Source organism: Hymenobacter daeguensis, assembly GCF_054780555.1.
In genome coordinates this window covers 783,256-799,226 of record NZ_BAAGWC010000001.1, presented here as the reverse complement: position 1 = coordinate 799,226, position 15,971 = coordinate 783,256, and the positions used below count along the sequence as shown (strand labels likewise).

Genomic DNA, 15,971 nt, shown 5'->3' with positions numbered 1-15,971 from the left:
AAGCCGTTTGGTAAGAGGTAAGCGGCCGATTATAGTACGACGGAAGACGGTGCTATCAGGCAAACGTCTCCCAGCCCAGCTTCAGGATAAAGGCGCTGACTACCACCAGAAACAGCACCCGCACGAAGCCCGTGCCCTGCCGCAGCGCCAGCCGCGCCCCCACCAGCGAGCCCAGCACGTTGCACACCGCCATGGGCAGCGCCACCTGGTAGAGCACCTGCCCGGTGGAGATGAAGTAGGCCAGCCCGGCAATGTTGGTGGCCACGTTCACCACCTTGGCCGAAGCCGAGGCGGCCAGAAAATCGTAGCCGAACAGCCCCACGAAGGCAAACAGGAGCAGGCTGCCCGTGCCCGGCCCGAAAAACCCGTCGTAGAACCCGAGGCCGGCCCCCAGGGCCACGCCCGTCCATAACTCGCGCCGGCCCTGCAGGCGCGGCGCGTGCAGGCTGCCAAAATCCTTGCGCCAGAAGGTGTAGGCGGCCATCAGCACCAGCAGGGCCAGCACCAGGGGCTTCACCAGCTCCTTGTTGAGGCCGCTCACGGCCCGCGCCCCCAGCAGCGCAAAGCAGCCCGCCACCACGGCCGCCACCGCCACCGTGCGCCAGCGAATGGGCACCCCCGCGAGGCCGCGCAAGTACCGAAACGCCGAGGCCGACGTGCCCGCCAGGCTGGCTACTTTGCCCGTGCCCAGCACCGTGGGCACGGGCACGTTGGGCAGCAGCAGCAACAGCGCGGGCAGCTGAATAAGCCCGCCGCCGCCCACCATGCCGTCAATCAGGCCAGCCAGAAAGGCGAAAAAACAGAGCAATAGCAGCGAAAGGGCGGGGATACTTAATTCCACTAGAAATTAGGCTGCGTGAGTAGCTTCCAGTGTCTGCTGCATGCTGGTCAATAGCAAGTAGAAAAGCCCGCCTGCCACCGCCAGGCAAATAATGAGGGGTGCTACGATGCTGCGGCGGGGATATTCTTCCTGGTTAGGTAATTGTTTTTTCAAAAAAAGCTCGTTGAGCAGGGTGCCACCGCCAAATCCTAACCCCACTGAAAAGACGCTGGAATTAATGGGCACATAGTAGAGTAGCAAGCCGGTGATTACCGAATAAAGCACCCCCATGCCCAGCGCCTGCCAGGCTGGACCACTTCGGCCCACCGCTCGCAACGACAGAAACGTAAGAACAGCCCCCGCCAATGCGCTGAACGCCATCGAAAAGCCAATTACTACCTGTGGGGAATAAATGGCTGCCCGCGAAATGGGTGGAGAAGAAAGTCCGGATGTTTCCACAACAAGTCAAAACTGAAGGCACGGATATCGCATGCTGGCCGCACTAGCTCTAGAGGGTAACGCAGCTAATGCTTTAAAACGGCGGCTCCTCGCCGAAGCTATTGCTCTTCGGGAATGGCACCGGCGACTCGTTAATCTTCGAGCCCAGGCGGATGGTGTTCGGCGCAAACGGGCTGGGCTCGCTATCGAAGTTGCTGGCGGGCAGGCCCATGGGCTGATAGCCGCTGCTGTCGAAGCCGCCCATACCGCCCATGCCGTCGAGGTCGGCAAACTTGGTGTACTTGCCGATGAACTTGAGCTGCACGGTTTCGAGAGAGCCGTTTCGGTGCTTGGCGATGATGACTTCGCCCACGCCCTGGGTCGAGTTGCCCTCGGCATCCTGGTCGAGGCCGTAGTACTCGGGGCGGTAGAGGAAGATAACCATGTCGGCATCCTGCTCGATGGAGCCCGATTCGCGCAGGTCACTCAGCTGCGGCTTCTTATCGCCGCCCCGCGTTTCCACCGAGCGCGAGAGCTGCGAGAGCGCCAGCACGGGCACGTTCAGCTCCTTGGCGATGCCCTTGAGGGCCCGCGAGATGCTGGCGATTTCCTGTTCGCGGTTGCCGCCCCGGCCGTCGGTGTTGCCGCTCATCAGCTGCAGGTAGTCGACGATAATCATCTGCACGTCCTTCTGCGAGCGCAGGCGGCGGCACTTGGTGCGTAGCTCGCGGATGCTCAGGCCGGGCGTATCGTCAATGTAAATCGGCGCGGCCGAGAGGGCCGTGATTTTGTGGTTGAGCTGCTGCCACTCGTGGTCGGCGAGGCTGCCCTTCTTGATTTTTTCCGAATCCAGCTCCGCCTCGGCCGAAATCAGGCGGTTGACGAGCTGGAGCGAGGACATTTCCAGCGAGAAAATGGCCACCGCTTTCTTGAAGTCAACGGCCGCGTTGCGCATGGCCGAGACTACGAAAGCGGTGTTGTGCGTCACGGTCATGTCCTGGAGCAGGAACAGGCGGTTGCCGTCAATCTCAAAGCCGTAGTAGTCGTCTACTTTATCGAACTCGACGCTGATGCCGGTCTGCCGCCAGTCGACGGGCGAGGCCCAGGGCTGGGCTTTTTTGCGGGCCACGCGCACCGGCACGCGGTCGAGGTCGCCGTAGAGGCGCACGCGCCACACCTCGCTTTCGTAGCCGATGATGGAAATGGTGGCGCGCTTCTTCGTGAGGGAGGTGCGGAAGCCCAGCGAATCGCCCAGGAACTTGATTTGCCGGGCCAGGCGGTGGTTTTTCTGGGTGATTTCGTAGCCGTTGGAAACCGGGTCGAGGTGGCCGTCGCTGTCGATGAGGCCCGCCAGCAAACGCAGGCGGTTCTCGGTGGAGTTGATGGCGTACTCCCTCGGAATGTGCTTGTTGCCCAGCACGCCCAGCTGGCGCAGCTCGTCCTGCAAGGAATATTCGGCGATGCTGCCGCCCTGCCGGCCCCGGGTGATGCCGTAGCTGTTACAGCGGTTTTCGACCACGCCCACCGTCACCTGCATGTTTAGCGCGGCGGCGTATTCGTGCAGGTAGTCAATGATTTCGGGGTCCTGGCCCGTGATGCGGCAGTTATCGCTGGCGCCGTCGCCCAGCCACACGCCCAGGAAATACGGGTCAACCGGCAGCTCCTGCGCCGCAAATTCCACTGGCACTTTGTAGCCCTTGTAGTTCGAGCGGAATTTCGGGCCTTTGGCCAGGTAGTCGCGCACGGTGATGTTGAGCACGTCGCCGTGGCGGTGCGGGCCTTCGTTGCGCGAGCGTTTGAGCGAGAGGATGTGGCTCTCGTTCACGCGGTAGTCGTCGCCCTTGTTCTGGCGCACCCAGTACATGTTTTCGCGGCCGCGGGCAATGCTCAGCACCCGGCGCGGGGTCGAGTCGTCGCCCATCAGCAGGTCGCCGGGCAGCACGTCTTCCACGTTGCGCAGGTCGCCGTCGAACATCAGCACTTTGGTGCCTTTGCCGAGGCACTTGCCCATCCCTGGCCGAGCTGCAATAATCACCAGGTCAGACGGTTGCCAGCCGCTCGTGACGCGGTCCAGGGCCGAGAAGCCGGTGGGCACGCCGGTCAGGCCGTCGCTCTGGTTTTTCTTTTCTTCGAGCTCCTTGATGGCCTTGCCCATGAGGCTGCGCATGTCATCAAAGTTCTTGCGGATGTTCGATTCCGACACTTCAAAGAGCGCCGACTCGGTGTCGTCGAGCAGCTTGAACACGTCGGTGGTGTCCTCGAACGCGTCGCGCTGGATTTCGCTCGAAATCCGAATCAGCTCGCGCTTGATGGCGGTTTCGGTGATGATGCGGGCGTGGTACTCCACGTTGGCCGCCGAGTTCACTTTCAGCGTGAGGTTGGCCACGTAGAAGGGGCCGCCGCAGGCTTCGAGCTCGCCCATTTCGCGCAGCTCGTGCACCACGGTGAGCTGGTCGATGGGCTCCGACTTATCGAACAGCCGAATGACGGCGCGGTAAATGCGCTGGTGGGCGTCTTTATAAAAGCTCTCGGGCTTGAGCAGGTCAATCACCGAGGTAAGGGCATCTTTTTCCAGCATCAGGGCGCCGAGCACGGCCATTTCGAGCTCGGGGGCCTGGGGCGGCAGCTTGCCGGCCGCGCTGGCATTGGCGGGCACCACCATGCCACCCCGGTTGCTCCAGGCCGCTTTGGCTCGGGCAGCGGATTGTTTCAGGCGGTCGTCCATTTGGTCGGGCATGGCGGGAAGGAGGGTAACGAAAGATAACGAAATAGCGGAGACAGCGAAGCCGGCCGGGGAAATAAACGCCGGGCCGGCCACGATATACACAAAGTTAACCCCGGCAGGCAGGAAAAGATTGGGCGGAAAAACCGATTCTTTTGGCTATAGAATGGCGGCGGCGGCCGGGCCTTTGTACTTTCGCGCCCTTATATTTTAGTTGTCAGCTACTCGTTGCGGGTTGCCCGTTCGGGCTCCTGCGTAGGCAGCGGCTGCGCATTGCGCCACCGGAATCCCTGACTGACAACCAACAACGAAAACTAACAGCTCTCCGATTTGGAATCCGCCACCAGTCCCGCTCAGCCCGAAGCCATTCACCTCATCGCCGTGGGCGGCAGCATCATGCACAACCTGGCGCTGGCCCTGCACCGCCGCGGCGCCCGCGTGACCGGCTCCGACGACGAAATTTTTGAGCCCGCCAAGAGCCGCCTGGCCGCCGCCGGCCTGCTGCCCGATGAGGAAGGCTGGGACGCCGCCCGCATCACCCCCGACCTCTCGGCCGTCATCGTGGGCATGCACGCCCGCCCCGACAACCCCGAGCTGCTGCGCGCCCAGAAGCTGGGCCTTCAACTCTACTCCTTCCCCGAGTACATCTACGAGGCCAGCCGCGACAAGCAGCGCATCGTCATTGGCGGCTCGCACGGCAAAACCAGCATCACGGCCTGCATTCTGCACGTGCTGCGCTACCACGGCCGCCAGTTCGACTACGCGGTGGGCGCGCAGCTGGCGGGCTTCGACCTGATGGTGCAGCTGACGGATGACGCGCCCATCATCATCATCGAGGGCGACGAATACCTGTCGTCGCCGGTGGACCGGCGGCCGAAGTTTCACCTCTACCAGCACCACATCGGCGTGATTTCGGGCATCAGCTGGGACCACATCAACGTGTTTCCGACCGAGGAAATCTACCGCGAGCAGTTCCGCATCTTCGCCGACATGACGCCCAAGGCCGGCGTGCTCATCTACGACCGCGACGACGAGCAAACCCAGCTCATTGCCGTGCCCACCAACCCCGACGTGACCTACATCGGCTACGGGCCGCACGAGCACGTCATCCGGGACGGGCGCACGTTTTTGCTGAACAAGAAGGACGAGGAAGTGCCCGTGCAGGTGTTCGGCGAGCACAACCTGCGCAACATCTCGGCCGCCAGGGAGGTGTGCAAGCAGCTGGGCATCAAGGGCAAGGACTTCTTTAAGGCCGTGGCCACCTTCCCCGGCGCGGCGCGGCGGCTGGAGCTGGTGCGGCAGGGCGCTACCTCGGTGGTGTATAAGGACTTTGCCCATGCGCCCAGCAAGCTCAAGGCCACGGCCACGGCCCTGAAAAAGCAGTTTCCGCAGCGCCGCCTCGTGGCTTGCCTGGAGCTGCACACCTTCAGCAGCCTCAACCCGGCCTTCCTGCCGCAGTACGCCCACTGCTTCGATGCGCCCGACGTGGCGGTGGTGTACTTCAACCCGCACGTGCTGGAGCACAAACGCCTGCCGCCGCTGGCCGCCGCTACGGTGGCCGAAGCCTTCCAGCGGCTGGACATCAAAGTCATTACCGACAGCGCCGAGCTGGCCGCTTTCCTGCGCAGCCAGACCTGGGCCAACGCCAACCTGCTGCTCATGTCGTCGGGCACGTTCGACGGCCTGGACCTGAACGCGCTGGCCACCGAAATCACGGGCTAATGGAAAAGCCGACGCTGCTGCTGCTGCACGGGGCACTGGGCAGCCCCGAAACCCTGCAGCCGCTGGCCGGGCGGTTGGCGGCTGACTTTACGATTAAGTCGTTCGCCTTTGCCGGGCACGGCGGGCGTGAGGTCAACGCCGAAACGGTGACCCTGCCGCACATGGCGGAGGAAGTGCGCGCCTTTTTGGTGAAGCACGAAACCGGGCCAGCCCATGTATTCGGCTACAGCATGGGCGGCTACGCGGCGCTGCTGGCCGCCAGCCGGGAGCCGGCCCGCTTTGCCTCCATCACCACGCTGGGCACCAAGCTGGACTGGTCGCCGGAGTCGGCCGCTGCCGAAACCCGTTTCCTCGACCCGGAGAAGATGCTGGCCAAAGTGCCGGCCTTTGCCGAAGTGCTGCGCCAGCGCCACGCGCCGGCCGACTGGGCTGCCGTGGTGCGCGCCGTGGCCGGCCTGATGACGGCCGCCGGTGCCGCCCCCCCGCTGGCCGCCGCCGACTTTGCGGCGCTGCAAGTGCCCGTGCAGGTGCTGATGGGCGATGGCGACCTGACCCCCGAAAGGGGAAACGCCAGCCAACTCTTATCCGCGCAGCTGCCCCGGGGGCGCTACGCCGTGCTGCCCAACACGCCCCACCCCATCGAGCGGGTCGATATTGAAGACCTGGCCAGCCGCATTCGGGATTTTACAGCATCCACTTCCTGAAAACCAGGCAGTAAAAAAGCCCGCTATTCGGCGGGCTTTTTGGGCGTTTGCGGGGCGGGGGGGCGCTTCTTGTCGGTGGTGATGAGCAGGGCCAGGGCGGTGAGGGCGGCCCGGAGCAGCCATTTGTTGCGCGTGGTCATTGGGCGGCGGCGAAGAGGGAAACGTTGTTGGCCACTTTCAGGTCGCAGGTGCTGCCGTTGGAGTTGTCGTCGCAGCTGGTGCCCACGATGCGGCCGTTTTCGAAATTGAAAAAGCAGGCCGGGCAGCCGGTGCCGGTGAGGGTGTAGCACTCGGCGTTGGTGCGCAGGTAGTAGGTGTTGTCGCCGCTGCCGGTGAGGGGCAGCGCCATGGCCCGAAACATGCCGTTGCGCAGGCCCATGCCGATGAGGAAATAATTCACCGGGTCGTTGGGGCCGGCCGGGGCCTTCCGCACCAGGATTTTATCGATGACCGTGCCGTCGTTGAACTTGCGGATGAAGGCCCGGGCCAGCTCGTTGCGCGGCGTCACAAATTCGGTGCTGCTGTCGGTGAAGTGCACAATCTGCCGGCTTTCGGGCTTGGCAATTACCTCGCCTTTGATGCGGTGCGGGCTGCCGAATTCGCTTTTGCCGGGCTTCGTGCTTTCGCACGACATGGCCAGCAGCATCACCAGCAGGCTCAACAAACCCAAACCGAGCAGACGAGGAAGGAACTTCATAACTAAGGAGTGAATGCTTAACGGTTAATAATCAACGATTGATGATGAGGAATGCCTGCAGGGCATTAGCCACCAGTCCTTAACTATCTAACCGCTGCTTAGCGGGCGGTGTAATACTTGCGGGCTTCGGGCAGCTCGCGCTGGATGTCGGCAATGCGCGTGCCGTTGGAGGGGTGGGTGGAGAGGAATTCGGGCGGCGAGGCCTGGTTTTCGCGGGCATCCATGCGCTGCCAGAACGCCACTGCGCCGTCAGGATTGTAGCCGGCCATGGCCATAAAAATCAGGCCCAGGTGGTCGGCCTCGCTTTCCTGGTTGCGGCCGTATTTCAGCAGGCCCACCGAGGAACCCACGCCGAACGCCTGCAGGGCCAGCTGCTGCGTGGCCGCGCTGTTGGTGGACAGGGCTGCGGAAAGGGCCTGGCCGCCGGCCTGCTGCAGCAGGGCCTGGCTCATGCGCTCGTTGCCGTGCTTGGCCACGGCGTGGGCAATTTCGTGGCCCAGCACCACGGCCAGGCCATTGTCGTCCTGCGTGATGGGCAGGATGCCGGTGTACACGGCCACTTTGCCGCCGGGCATGCACCAGGCATTCTGCTGGGCGTCGTCCTTGATGACGTTGAATTCCCACTGGTAGCCGGCCAGCTGGTCGGAGGCATTCTGCTGGCGGAAATACTGCTCCACGGCGGCCTGAATGCGCTGGCCCACGCGGCGCGTCTGGGCCACTTGCTCCGAATTGGTCGAGAGCGGGCCTTTGGCAATGACGTCGCGGTATTGCGTAGCGGCCAGCGAGTTGACTTCGCTGTCGCTGACGAGGTTGAGCTGGCTGCGGCCCGTGATGGGCACCGTGGAGCAGGCTGCCATAAAGGCCAGCCCGGCGGCGAGGGTGAGGTGTTTGAGCATGGGACGGGGAAGAAAAAGGTGGAAGCAACCGCCGGCTGCACGCAGCCCGGCGTGGGCTGCCAGTTGCCGCCTATACGGCGGCAGGCCGGGTAAATGTTTAGCGCCAACCGTGCGAAGGCCCGAAAAACGGCCTTCCGGTTGCCGCAAGCGGCCGGTGGGGCGTAGTTTTGACTTCCTTCCGCCCAGCCTTCCCCGCCCTATGAAAATCATTTGCATCGGCCGCAACTACGCCGACCACATTGCCGAGCTACAGAACGAAGTGCCCAGCGCGCCGGTCATTTTTATGAAGCCCGAAACGGCGCTGCTCCAGCGCGGCCAGCCGTTTTTCGTCCCCGAATTCTCGCAGGACATTCACCACGAGCTGGAGCTGGTGCTGCGCGTGAGCAAGAACGGCCGCCACATTGAGGAGCAGTTTGCCCACACCTACTTCGACGCCATCGGCCTGGGCATCGACTTCACCGCCCGCGACCTGCAGAGCGAATTGAAGAAGAAAGGCCTGCCCTGGGAACTGGCCAAAGCCTTCGACGGCTCGGCCCCGATTTCCCAGACGTTCAGGCCCGTGGCTGATTTTGCCGACCTGGCCAACATCAGCTTCCACCTCGACGTGAACGGCGAAACCCGCCAGACCGGCAATTCCAGCCTGATGCTGCACCCCTTCGCCAACATCATCAGCTTCGTGTCGAAGTACATCACCCTGAAAATGGGCGACCTGATTTTCACCGGCACGCCGGCCGGCGTGGGCGCGGTGAAAATCGGCGACCAGCTGACCGGCTACCTGGAAGGGGAGAAGCTACTGGAATTGAATGTACGTTAAGCGTAGGGTGCGGGGCTGGCCCCCGCCCACCGTTGAAGGACTTTGGACGAGAAGGCACACTGCCAAGCACTCAGCGCCGTTCAACGACGGGCGGGGGCAAGCCCCGCACCCTACATTATTATTGTCAAGTTGAAGAATAAAGCGAAGTTGATTTTCGGCCTGGCCCTGACCTTGCTGGCGGGGCGGCCGGGTGCGGCAGGTGGCCAGGAGGCCGATTCGAGCGACCACGAGCACAGCCTGAGCGAGCTGCTGAGCGGCGGGCGGCCCAGCGTGGCGCCCGGCTATTTCATGTTTCCGATTGCGCCGGGCAAGCCCAATTTCCTGGCCGGCAGCATGGGCGAGCTGCGGCCCAACCACTTCCACGGCGGCCTCGACATCAAGACCGGCGGCGGGGTGAACCAGCCCGTGTACGCCGCCGCCGATGGCTACATCTCGCGCCTCAAGCAGTCGTCGTTCGGCTACGGCAACGTGCTCTACATCACGCATCCGAACGGGCTGACCACCGTGTACGGCCACCTCAACGAGTTTCGGGGCCCCGTGGCGGCCGAGCTGCTGCGCCGCCAGTACGAAAAGCAGAGCTACGAGCTGGAGGCCTTCTTCGAACCCGGCCGGTTTCCGGTGAAGCGCGGCGAGCTGGTGGCCCTGAGCGGCAACACCGGCGGCTCGGCCGGCCCGCACCTGCACTGGGAAGTGCGCGACGCCCAGGACCGGCAGTACAACCCCCTGCAGTGGGGCGGCTTTCCCGAGATTCAGGACCATGTGGCGCCCTCGCTGCAGGCCTTCGCGGTGGAGCCGCTGGGCATTGAGGCGCGGGTGAAGAAGGTGTTTGCCAAGGCCGTGTTTGTGCCCAAAGTGCTGCCGGGGCCGGGCGTGGCCACCACCTGGGCCGATACCATCAGCGCCTTCGGCACGGTGGGGCTGCTGGTGCAGGGCTTCGACAGGTTCGATAATGCCTGGAACAAGAACGGCATTCAGCGGGTGGCGATGACGGTGAACGGGCAGCCGTTTTACCAGCACAACATCGACGCGGTGCCCTTCCCGACCGGCACGCGGCAGGTGGGTAACTTCGTCGATTTTCTGTACCAGAGCACCCAGGGCCGCACCCTGCAAAAGCTGTGGGTGGACGAGGGCAACGACCTGGCCATGTACGGCGGCACCGGCCCCAGCAAAGGCCGCCTGACCGTGGAAGCCGGCAAAACCTACGCCATCGACATCACCCTGGCCGACTCCTACAACAACCAGACCCAGCTGCACCTGGTGCTGCGCGGCGAGCAGCCGGAATACTTCAAAACCCGCTCGGCGCTGGTGAAGAAGCCGGCCCTGCGCTTCGAGGTGACCCGCAACCTGCTCAAGGCCGTGGCGGCCGACCCCAGCGCCGACTCGGTGGCCGCTAATCTGGTGCTGCTGCGCGGCAACCGCCGCCTCGAAATCCGGCCCAGCTACACGCAGAACAGCGAAAACGTGTACCTCTACGACCTGCGCGCCGGCCTGCCCGATTCCATCCGCTTCGGTGACATGACGAAGAAATTCGACCGGCAGGTGATGATTCCGGCGGGCAGGGAATTCAGCTACGCCACGGCCCACCTCAACCTGGTTTTCGGCAAGGAAACGCTGTTCAACAACCTCTACCTGAACACCAGCTACAAGCCCGAGCCCACCGGCAGCGGCTTCTGGACGGTGGGCTCGCCGCTGCTGCCGCTCTACCACACGGCCACGCTCACCCTCAAGCCCGCCGCCCCGCCCGCCGACCCGCAGCGCACCGCCATCTACGCGGCCACGCTCAAGGGCGGCCGCGCCTACCTCGGCGGCAAGTGGGACGAGCAGGGCAACATCACGGCCAACATCCGCCAGTTTGCCTCCTACCGCATCCTCACCGATACCGTGGCGCCCAAAGGCAGCCTCATCGGCCGGCCCGGCGGACAGGTGCTGTTCCGCGTGGGCGACGACCTGTCGGGGCTGGCCACCTACCGCCTGCTGGTAGGAGGGAAGTTCCGCCTGCTGCGCTTCGAGCACAAGAATTCGACCCTGTTTTCGGTGGCTTCCGACACGCTGGGGGCCCGCCTGAAAGGCCCCGCCGAGCTGCGCCTGACCGACCAGGCCGGCAACGAGCGGGTGATTCCGCTGAGCCTGTAGCGCATGCTTTCGCTTGCGCCCGTCGGTCATCCTGAACACGGCGAAGGACCTTCTTGCTGCTGAGCTGTTAGCAGTACATCTTGCGGTGGCGAGGACGTGAGAAGGTCCTTCGCTGCGCTCAGGATGACCGACGTTTTCTAAACCTCCCAAACCCCTCCCAACCCACCATGCCCCTCGAACCCGGCCAGCCCGCCCCCGATTTCACCGCCCAGGACCAGGACGGCAACACCATTAGCCTGCACGATTTCCGGGGCCAGAAAGTTGCCCTCTACTTTTACCCCAAGGACGACACGCCCGGCTGCACCGCCCAGGCCTGCAACCTGCGCGACCACCAGGAAGAGCTCAAGGCCAGCAACATTCAGGTCATCGGCGTGAGCATCGACGGCGAGGCGGCCCACAAGAAATTCGCCCTCAAATACGACCTGCCCTTCCCGCTGCTCGTCGATGCCGACAAGACCATTGTGCAGGCCTACGGCGTGTGGCAGGAGAAGAAAAACTACGGCAAAACCTACATGGGCACCGTCCGCACCACGTTTCTGATTGACGAAAACGGCGTGCTGGAGAAGGTTATCAAGAAAGTGGACACCAAGGAGCACGCCGCCCAGCTGCTCTAGGCACTCCGGAGCTCCGGAACGGGCACTTCCGGGCGGCGAAGCCCACTCCGGAGTTCCGGAACAGGTATTTCCATACCGTAGAGGCCATTCCGGAGCTCCGGAATACATGTTTCTGCCCGGTGGAGGGTGCTCCGGAGTTCCGGAACACTCGTTCCCGTCCGGTGGAGGTCACTCCGGAGCTCCGGAGCGAGCATTTCCGGGCGGTGGAGGGTGCTCCGGAGCTCCGGAGCACCCTCCACCGCCCGGCCGATGCCGCCGCCGGCCCGTACAAGAGACTTATTTTTCGGGCCGAGCCTATCGTAACCGTTTGCAATAGGCTGGGCCGAAAAAACGCCCGGCCGCCCATGCCGTCGTTTGCTACCTTTACTTACTGAACCCATTTCACCCGAACCTTATGGCCGATACCACCACCGCCAAAACTGTTGAACAACCCGAGAAATCCAACGAGGAGCTCAAGGAAATTGCCACCCAGGTGCGCCGCGACATCCTGCGCATGGTGCACGCCGTGAACTCGGGCCACCCCGGCGGCTCGCTCGGCATCACCGACTTGCTCGTCGCCCTCTACTTCAAGGTAATGAAGCACCACCCCGAGCCCTTCGACATGAATGGCAAGGACCAGGACCTGTTTTTCCTGTCCAACGGCCACACCTCGGCCACCATGTACTCGTGCCTGGCGCGCTCGGGCTACTTCCCGGTGAGCGAGCTGGCCACGTTCCGCAAGCTCAACTCGCGCCTGCAGGGCCACCCCACCACCCACGAGGGCTTGCCCGGCGTGCGCGTGGCCTCGGGCTCGCTGGGCCAGGGCCTGAGCGTGGCCTGCGGCGCCGCCCAGGCCAAGAAAATGAACGGCGACAAGCAGCGCGTGTTCGTGCTGATGGGCGACGGCGAGCTGGAGGAAGGCCAGAACTGGGAGGCCGCCCTCTACGCCAGCCACCACAAAATCGACAACCTGATTGCCATCGTGGACCGCAACGGCCAGCAGATTGACGGCTCGACCGACGAAATCGGCGGCCTCGGCGACGTGGCGGCCAAGTTTAAAGCCTTCGGCTGGCACGTCATCGAAGGCGACGGCAACCACTTCGATTCGCTCATCCCCACCCTCGAAAACTGCGTGGCCGCCGCCGGCAAAGCCAAGCCCGTCATGTTCATCATGGACACGAAAATGGGCTTCGGCGTCGATTTCATGATGGACGGCCACAAGTGGCACGGCGTGGCCCCCAACGACAAGCAGCTCGCCGATGCCCTCGACCAGCTGAAAACCGGCACCGACGGCGACTACTAGGCATGATGCGCGCCCGTCAACCTCACCCCCCCGGCCCCCCTCTCCGCAGGAGAGGGGGGAGCCTGATGTTCGCGTTCAGGCAGAACCGTCTGGCTCCCCCTCTCCGCAGGAGAGGGGGCTGGGGGGTGAGGTTTGCCGTCTGGCCGGTGCTGTTGTTGCTGTTGCTGCTAAGCGTCAGCCCAAACGCCCGCGCCCAGAACGCCGCGCCCGAGAAGCCCAAAGTCACCCGCATCCTGTTCCTGCTCGATGCCTCGGGCTCGATGATGGCGCCCTGGGAAGGCCAGCCCCGCTGGAACGTGGCCAAGCGCATGCTCAGCAAGATGGTGGACTCGCTCAACACCTACCCCAACCTGGAGGTGGCCCTGCGCGTGTACGGCCACCAGTACCCCAACTCCGAGAAAAACTGCGAAGACTCGAAGCTGGAAGTGCCGTTTGCCCCGCGCAATGCCGCCGCCATCAAGAAAAAGCTGACCGAGCTGAAGGCCCAGGGCAACACGCCCATCACCTACTCGCTGCTGCAGTCGGCCAACGACTTCCCCACCGATAAGCAGTCGCGCAACGTGCTGCTGCTGATAACGGACGGCCTGGAGTCGTGCAACCGCGACCCCTGCGCGGCCTCCATCGCCCTGCAGCGCAAGCACGTTTTCCTCAAGCCCTTCGTCATCGGCATCGGGGCCGAGCGGGATTTTGGCAAGCAGCTCGAATGCCTCGGCCAGTACTACAACGCCGCCGAAGTAGCGACTTTCCGCACGGTGATGAACGACGTCATTGCCAAGACGCTGAGCAAAACCACCGTCTCGGTGAACCTCACCGATGCCAACGGCAAGCCCGTGGAAACGAACGTGAACATGACCTTCGTGAACAACGTGACCGAGCAGCCCGAGTACAACTACGTGCACTACCGCGACGCCCAGGGCAAGGCCGACGTGCTCGACATCGACGCCCTGCAGAGCTACGACCTCGTGATAAACACGGTGCCGCCCGTGCGCCAGACCAACATCCCCATCACGCCCGGCAAGGCCAACGTGCTCACCTACAAAACGCCCCAGGGCACGCTCTGGCTGCAAAACCCGCCGCTCACGCCCAACCCGTATGGCACCATCCGGGCGGTGGTGCGCAGCCAGGCGGGGGCCACCGTCACGGCCGGTACCTTCGGCACCCGCCAGAAGCTGCTGGCCGGCAACTACGAAGTGGAGGCCCTGACCCTGCCCCGCACCGTGCGCCGCATCACCATCAAGCAGGGCCAGGAATACACCTTCACCTACGACTCGCCCGGCACCCTCAACGTCACTTCCGACCTGAAGGGCTACGGCAGCATCTACCAGCTCAACGACGACGAGTCGCAGACCTGGATTTACAACCTGCCGGAAGGCGGCAGCAGCAAAATCAACCTGCCCATGCAGCCCGGTGCCTACCGCCTGGTGTTCCGAACGAAAACAAGTAACGGCAGCAAGTACACCGACGTGCGCAACTTCAGCATCCGCAGCGGCCAAACAACTTCGGTAGCCATTTTTGGAAAATGAATTAGAACAAAAAACTCCCCTCCTTACCAAGGAGGGGACATTTTCGCGAAGCGAAAATTGGGGTGGTTGTTGGCGTATGAAAGTCGTTGAATCGAAATAACAAAGCCATGACCACTCTCAACAACCTCCCCCACAAAAAAGACGAACGCCAAACCCTCCGAAACAATCTAACTTCAGCCGAAGCAGTGTTGTGGAACCGTTTAAAAAACGCCCAGCTCGCCGGCCGTAAATTCCGGCGCCAGCACAGCGTCGGCGAATTTATTCTCGATTTCTACTGCCCGCAGGAAAAGCTTGCGGTTGAGCTGGACGGCGCGGACCATTTCACGGCATCGGGTAATCTGCATGATGCGGCTCGTACGGACTATTTAAATGCCGTTGGCATTCGGGTAGTCAGGTTCGAGAATAAGCTGATTTGGTCGGCGCTGGATAGCGTACTGCATTCGATTGAAAGTAGTTTTAGCGGGCGCTGACGGTTGTCGTTCAACGCCCACAACCACCCCCGTTCGCGCTGAAGCGCGAACATCCCCTCCTTGGTAAGGAGGGGAGTTTTGACCGCTTTAACCTCCTTAACATTCCATGAAAGACTTTCCCTACACCGAATCGAAAGACACCCGCAGCGGCTTCGGCGCTGGCCTGGCCGAGCTGGGCGCATCCAACCCCAACGTGGTGGCCCTCTGCGCCGACCTCACCGGCTCGCTAAAGATGGATGCCTTCAAAAAGGCGTACCCTGACCGGTTCTTCCAGGTGGGCATTGCCGAGGCCAACATGATGGGCGTAGCTGCCGGCATGACCATTGGCGGCAAAATTCCCTTCACGGGCACCTTCGCCAACTTCAGCACCGGCCGGGTGTACGACCAGATTCGCCAGAGCATTGCCTACTCGGGCAAGAACGTGAAAATCTGCGCCTCCCACGCCGGCCTCACGCTGGGCGAAGACGGCGCCACGCACCAGATTCTGGAAGACCTGGGCATGATGAAAATGCTGCCCGGCATGACCGTCATCAACCCCTGCGACTACAACCAGACCAAAGCCGCCACCATCGCCATCGCCGACCACGAAGGCCCCGTGTACCTGCGCTTCGGCCGCCCCGTGGTGCCCAACTTCACGCCCGCCGACCAGAAGTTTGAAATCGGCAAAGCCTGGCTGATGAACGAAGGCACCGACGTGAGCATCTTCGCCACCGGCCACCTCGTCTGGAAAGCTGTGCTGGCCGGCAAGCTCCTGGCTGAGAAAGGTATCAACGCCGAAATCATCAACATCCACACCATCAAACCGCTTGATGCCGAAGCCATCCTGAAATCGGCGCGCAAAACCCGCTGCGTGGTGACGGCCGAAGAGCACCAGATGAACGGCGGCCTCGGCGACAGCATCGCCCAGCTGCTGGCCCGCGAAGAGCCGCTGCCCCTGGAAATGGTGGCCGTGCACGACAGCTTCGGCGAAAGCGGTACCCCCGACCAGCTGATGGAGAAATACGGCCTCACCGACAAAGCCATTGTGGAAGCCGTGGAAGCGGTGATGAAGCGGAAGAAATAATCCCGCTGAAGTAGCAAAAGCCCCCGCAGCTTGAGAAGTTGCGGGGGCTTCTTTGTTGCCAATCAACCTGTAG

Annotated in this window: 14 protein-coding genes; 9 read left to right on the top strand and 5 right to left on the bottom strand. The window is 63.0% G+C overall.

Annotated elements, in window-relative coordinates:
* Window positions 1-55: 55 nt before the first annotated feature.
* The 3 genes from ACYVHT_RS03325 to dnaB all read right to left on the bottom strand — a co-directional run bounded on the left by ACYVHT_RS03325 (window position 56) and on the right by dnaB (window position 3,920).
* Complete coding sequence (locus ACYVHT_RS03325) at window positions 56-808, bottom strand: sulfite exporter TauE/SafE family protein (RefSeq protein ID WP_460547915.1); 753 nt, start codon at window positions 806-808, stop codon at window positions 56-58.
* A 39-nt stretch (window positions 809-847) separates the two neighbouring features.
* Window positions 848-1,279: a hypothetical protein gene (locus ACYVHT_RS03320; protein WP_460547913.1), complete on the bottom strand. Its 432-nt coding sequence runs from the start codon at window positions 1,277-1,279 to the stop codon at window positions 848-850.
* Between the two features lie 73 nt (window positions 1,280-1,352).
* Window positions 1,353-3,920 carry a replicative DNA helicase gene (dnaB, locus tag ACYVHT_RS03315; protein ID WP_460548066.1) on the bottom strand — a complete coding sequence of 856 codons (2,568 nt, stop codon included), beginning with the start codon at window positions 3,918-3,920 and terminating at the stop codon, window positions 1,353-1,355.
* A 390-nt stretch (window positions 3,921-4,310) separates the two neighbouring features.
* Here dnaB and ACYVHT_RS03310 point away from each other — a divergent pair, with 390 nt between their 5' ends.
* Both ACYVHT_RS03310 and ACYVHT_RS03305 read left to right on the top strand, forming a co-directional pair.
* Complete coding sequence (locus ACYVHT_RS03310) at window positions 4,311-5,702, top strand: UDP-N-acetylmuramate--L-alanine ligase (protein ID WP_460547912.1); 1,392 nt, start codon at window positions 4,311-4,313, stop codon at window positions 5,700-5,702.
* Entirely contained in the window at window positions 5,702-6,406 is a 705-nt protein-coding gene (locus ACYVHT_RS03305) for an alpha/beta fold hydrolase (protein ID WP_460547910.1), read from the top strand. The genes ACYVHT_RS03310 and ACYVHT_RS03305 overlap by 1 nt, the downstream gene beginning before the upstream one ends.
* Before the next feature lie 136 nt (window positions 6,407-6,542).
* Here the strand turns inward: ACYVHT_RS03305 and ACYVHT_RS03300 are convergent, their stop codons facing one another.
* Together ACYVHT_RS03300 and ACYVHT_RS03295 are read right to left on the bottom strand one after the other, a co-directional pair.
* Window positions 6,543-7,103, bottom strand: coding sequence for a hypothetical protein (locus ACYVHT_RS03300; protein WP_460547908.1), 561 nt, complete (start codon window positions 7,101-7,103; stop codon window positions 6,543-6,545).
* A 98-nt stretch (window positions 7,104-7,201) separates the two neighbouring features.
* A complete protein-coding gene (locus ACYVHT_RS03295) occupies window positions 7,202-7,999 on the bottom strand; it encodes a M48 family metallopeptidase (RefSeq protein ID WP_460547906.1) in 798 nt (265 codons plus the stop codon).
* A 199-nt stretch (window positions 8,000-8,198) separates the two neighbouring features.
* Between ACYVHT_RS03295 and ACYVHT_RS03290 the strand changes: the two genes are divergently transcribed.
* From ACYVHT_RS03290 to ACYVHT_RS03260, 7 genes are all read left to right on the top strand, one after another.
* The gene (locus tag ACYVHT_RS03290) at window positions 8,199-8,813 is read left to right on the top strand and encodes a fumarylacetoacetate hydrolase family protein (RefSeq protein ID WP_460547904.1); all 615 of its coding nucleotides are present in this window, start codon (window positions 8,199-8,201) and stop codon (window positions 8,811-8,813) included.
* A 129-nt stretch (window positions 8,814-8,942) separates the two neighbouring features.
* Window positions 8,943-10,946, top strand: coding sequence for a M23 family metallopeptidase (locus ACYVHT_RS03285; protein ID WP_460547902.1), 2,004 nt, complete (start codon window positions 8,943-8,945; stop codon window positions 10,944-10,946).
* Window positions 10,947-11,113: 167 nt separating this feature from the next.
* Window positions 11,114-11,560 carry a peroxiredoxin gene (gene bcp / locus ACYVHT_RS03280; RefSeq protein WP_460547900.1) on the top strand — a complete coding sequence of 149 codons (447 nt, stop codon included), beginning with the start codon at window positions 11,114-11,116 and terminating at the stop codon, window positions 11,558-11,560.
* Between the two features lie 394 nt (window positions 11,561-11,954).
* Entirely contained in the window at window positions 11,955-12,842 is an 888-nt protein-coding gene (locus ACYVHT_RS03275; protein WP_460547899.1) for a transketolase, read from the top strand.
* Window positions 12,843-12,988: 146 nt separating this feature from the next.
* A complete protein-coding gene (locus ACYVHT_RS03270; protein WP_460547897.1) occupies window positions 12,989-14,365 on the top strand; it encodes a vWA domain-containing protein in 1,377 nt (458 codons plus the stop codon).
* Window positions 14,366-14,472: 107 nt separating this feature from the next.
* Window positions 14,473-14,835, top strand: a complete 363-nt coding sequence (locus tag ACYVHT_RS03265) for an endonuclease domain-containing protein (RefSeq protein ID WP_460547895.1) — start codon at window positions 14,473-14,475, stop codon at window positions 14,833-14,835.
* Window positions 14,836-14,941: 106 nt separating this feature from the next.
* Complete coding sequence (locus ACYVHT_RS03260) at window positions 14,942-15,898, top strand: transketolase family protein (RefSeq protein WP_460547893.1); 957 nt, start codon at window positions 14,942-14,944, stop codon at window positions 15,896-15,898.
* Window positions 15,899-15,971 lie beyond the last annotated feature (73 nt).

Excerpts from the sequence above, each read along its gene's own strand:
- dnaB (WP_460548066.1), bottom strand. The coding sequence starts at position 3,920 with ATGGTGGTGCCCGCCAATGCCAGCGCGGCCGGCAAGCTGCCGCCCCAG.
- ACYVHT_RS03305 (WP_460547910.1), top strand. The coding sequence starts at position 5,702 with ATGGAAAAGCCGACGCTGCTGCTGCTGCACGGGGCACTGGGCAGCCCC.
- ACYVHT_RS03275 (WP_460547899.1), top strand. The coding sequence starts at position 11,955 with ATGGCCGATACCACCACCGCCAAAACTGTTGAACAACCCGAGAAATCC.
- ACYVHT_RS03300 (WP_460547908.1), bottom strand. The coding sequence starts at position 7,103 with ATGAAGTTCCTTCCTCGTCTGCTCGGTTTGGGTTTGTTGAGCCTGCTG.
- ACYVHT_RS03265 (WP_460547895.1), top strand. The coding sequence starts at position 14,473 with ATGACCACTCTCAACAACCTCCCCCACAAAAAAGACGAACGCCAAACC.
- ACYVHT_RS03295 (WP_460547906.1), bottom strand. The coding sequence starts at position 7,999 with ATGCTCAAACACCTCACCCTCGCCGCCGGGCTGGCCTTTATGGCAGCC.
- ACYVHT_RS03290 (WP_460547904.1), top strand. The coding sequence starts at position 8,199 with ATGAAAATCATTTGCATCGGCCGCAACTACGCCGACCACATTGCCGAG.
- bcp (WP_460547900.1), top strand. The coding sequence starts at position 11,114 with ATGCCCCTCGAACCCGGCCAGCCCGCCCCCGATTTCACCGCCCAGGAC.
- ACYVHT_RS03260 (WP_460547893.1), top strand. The coding sequence starts at position 14,942 with ATGAAAGACTTTCCCTACACCGAATCGAAAGACACCCGCAGCGGCTTC.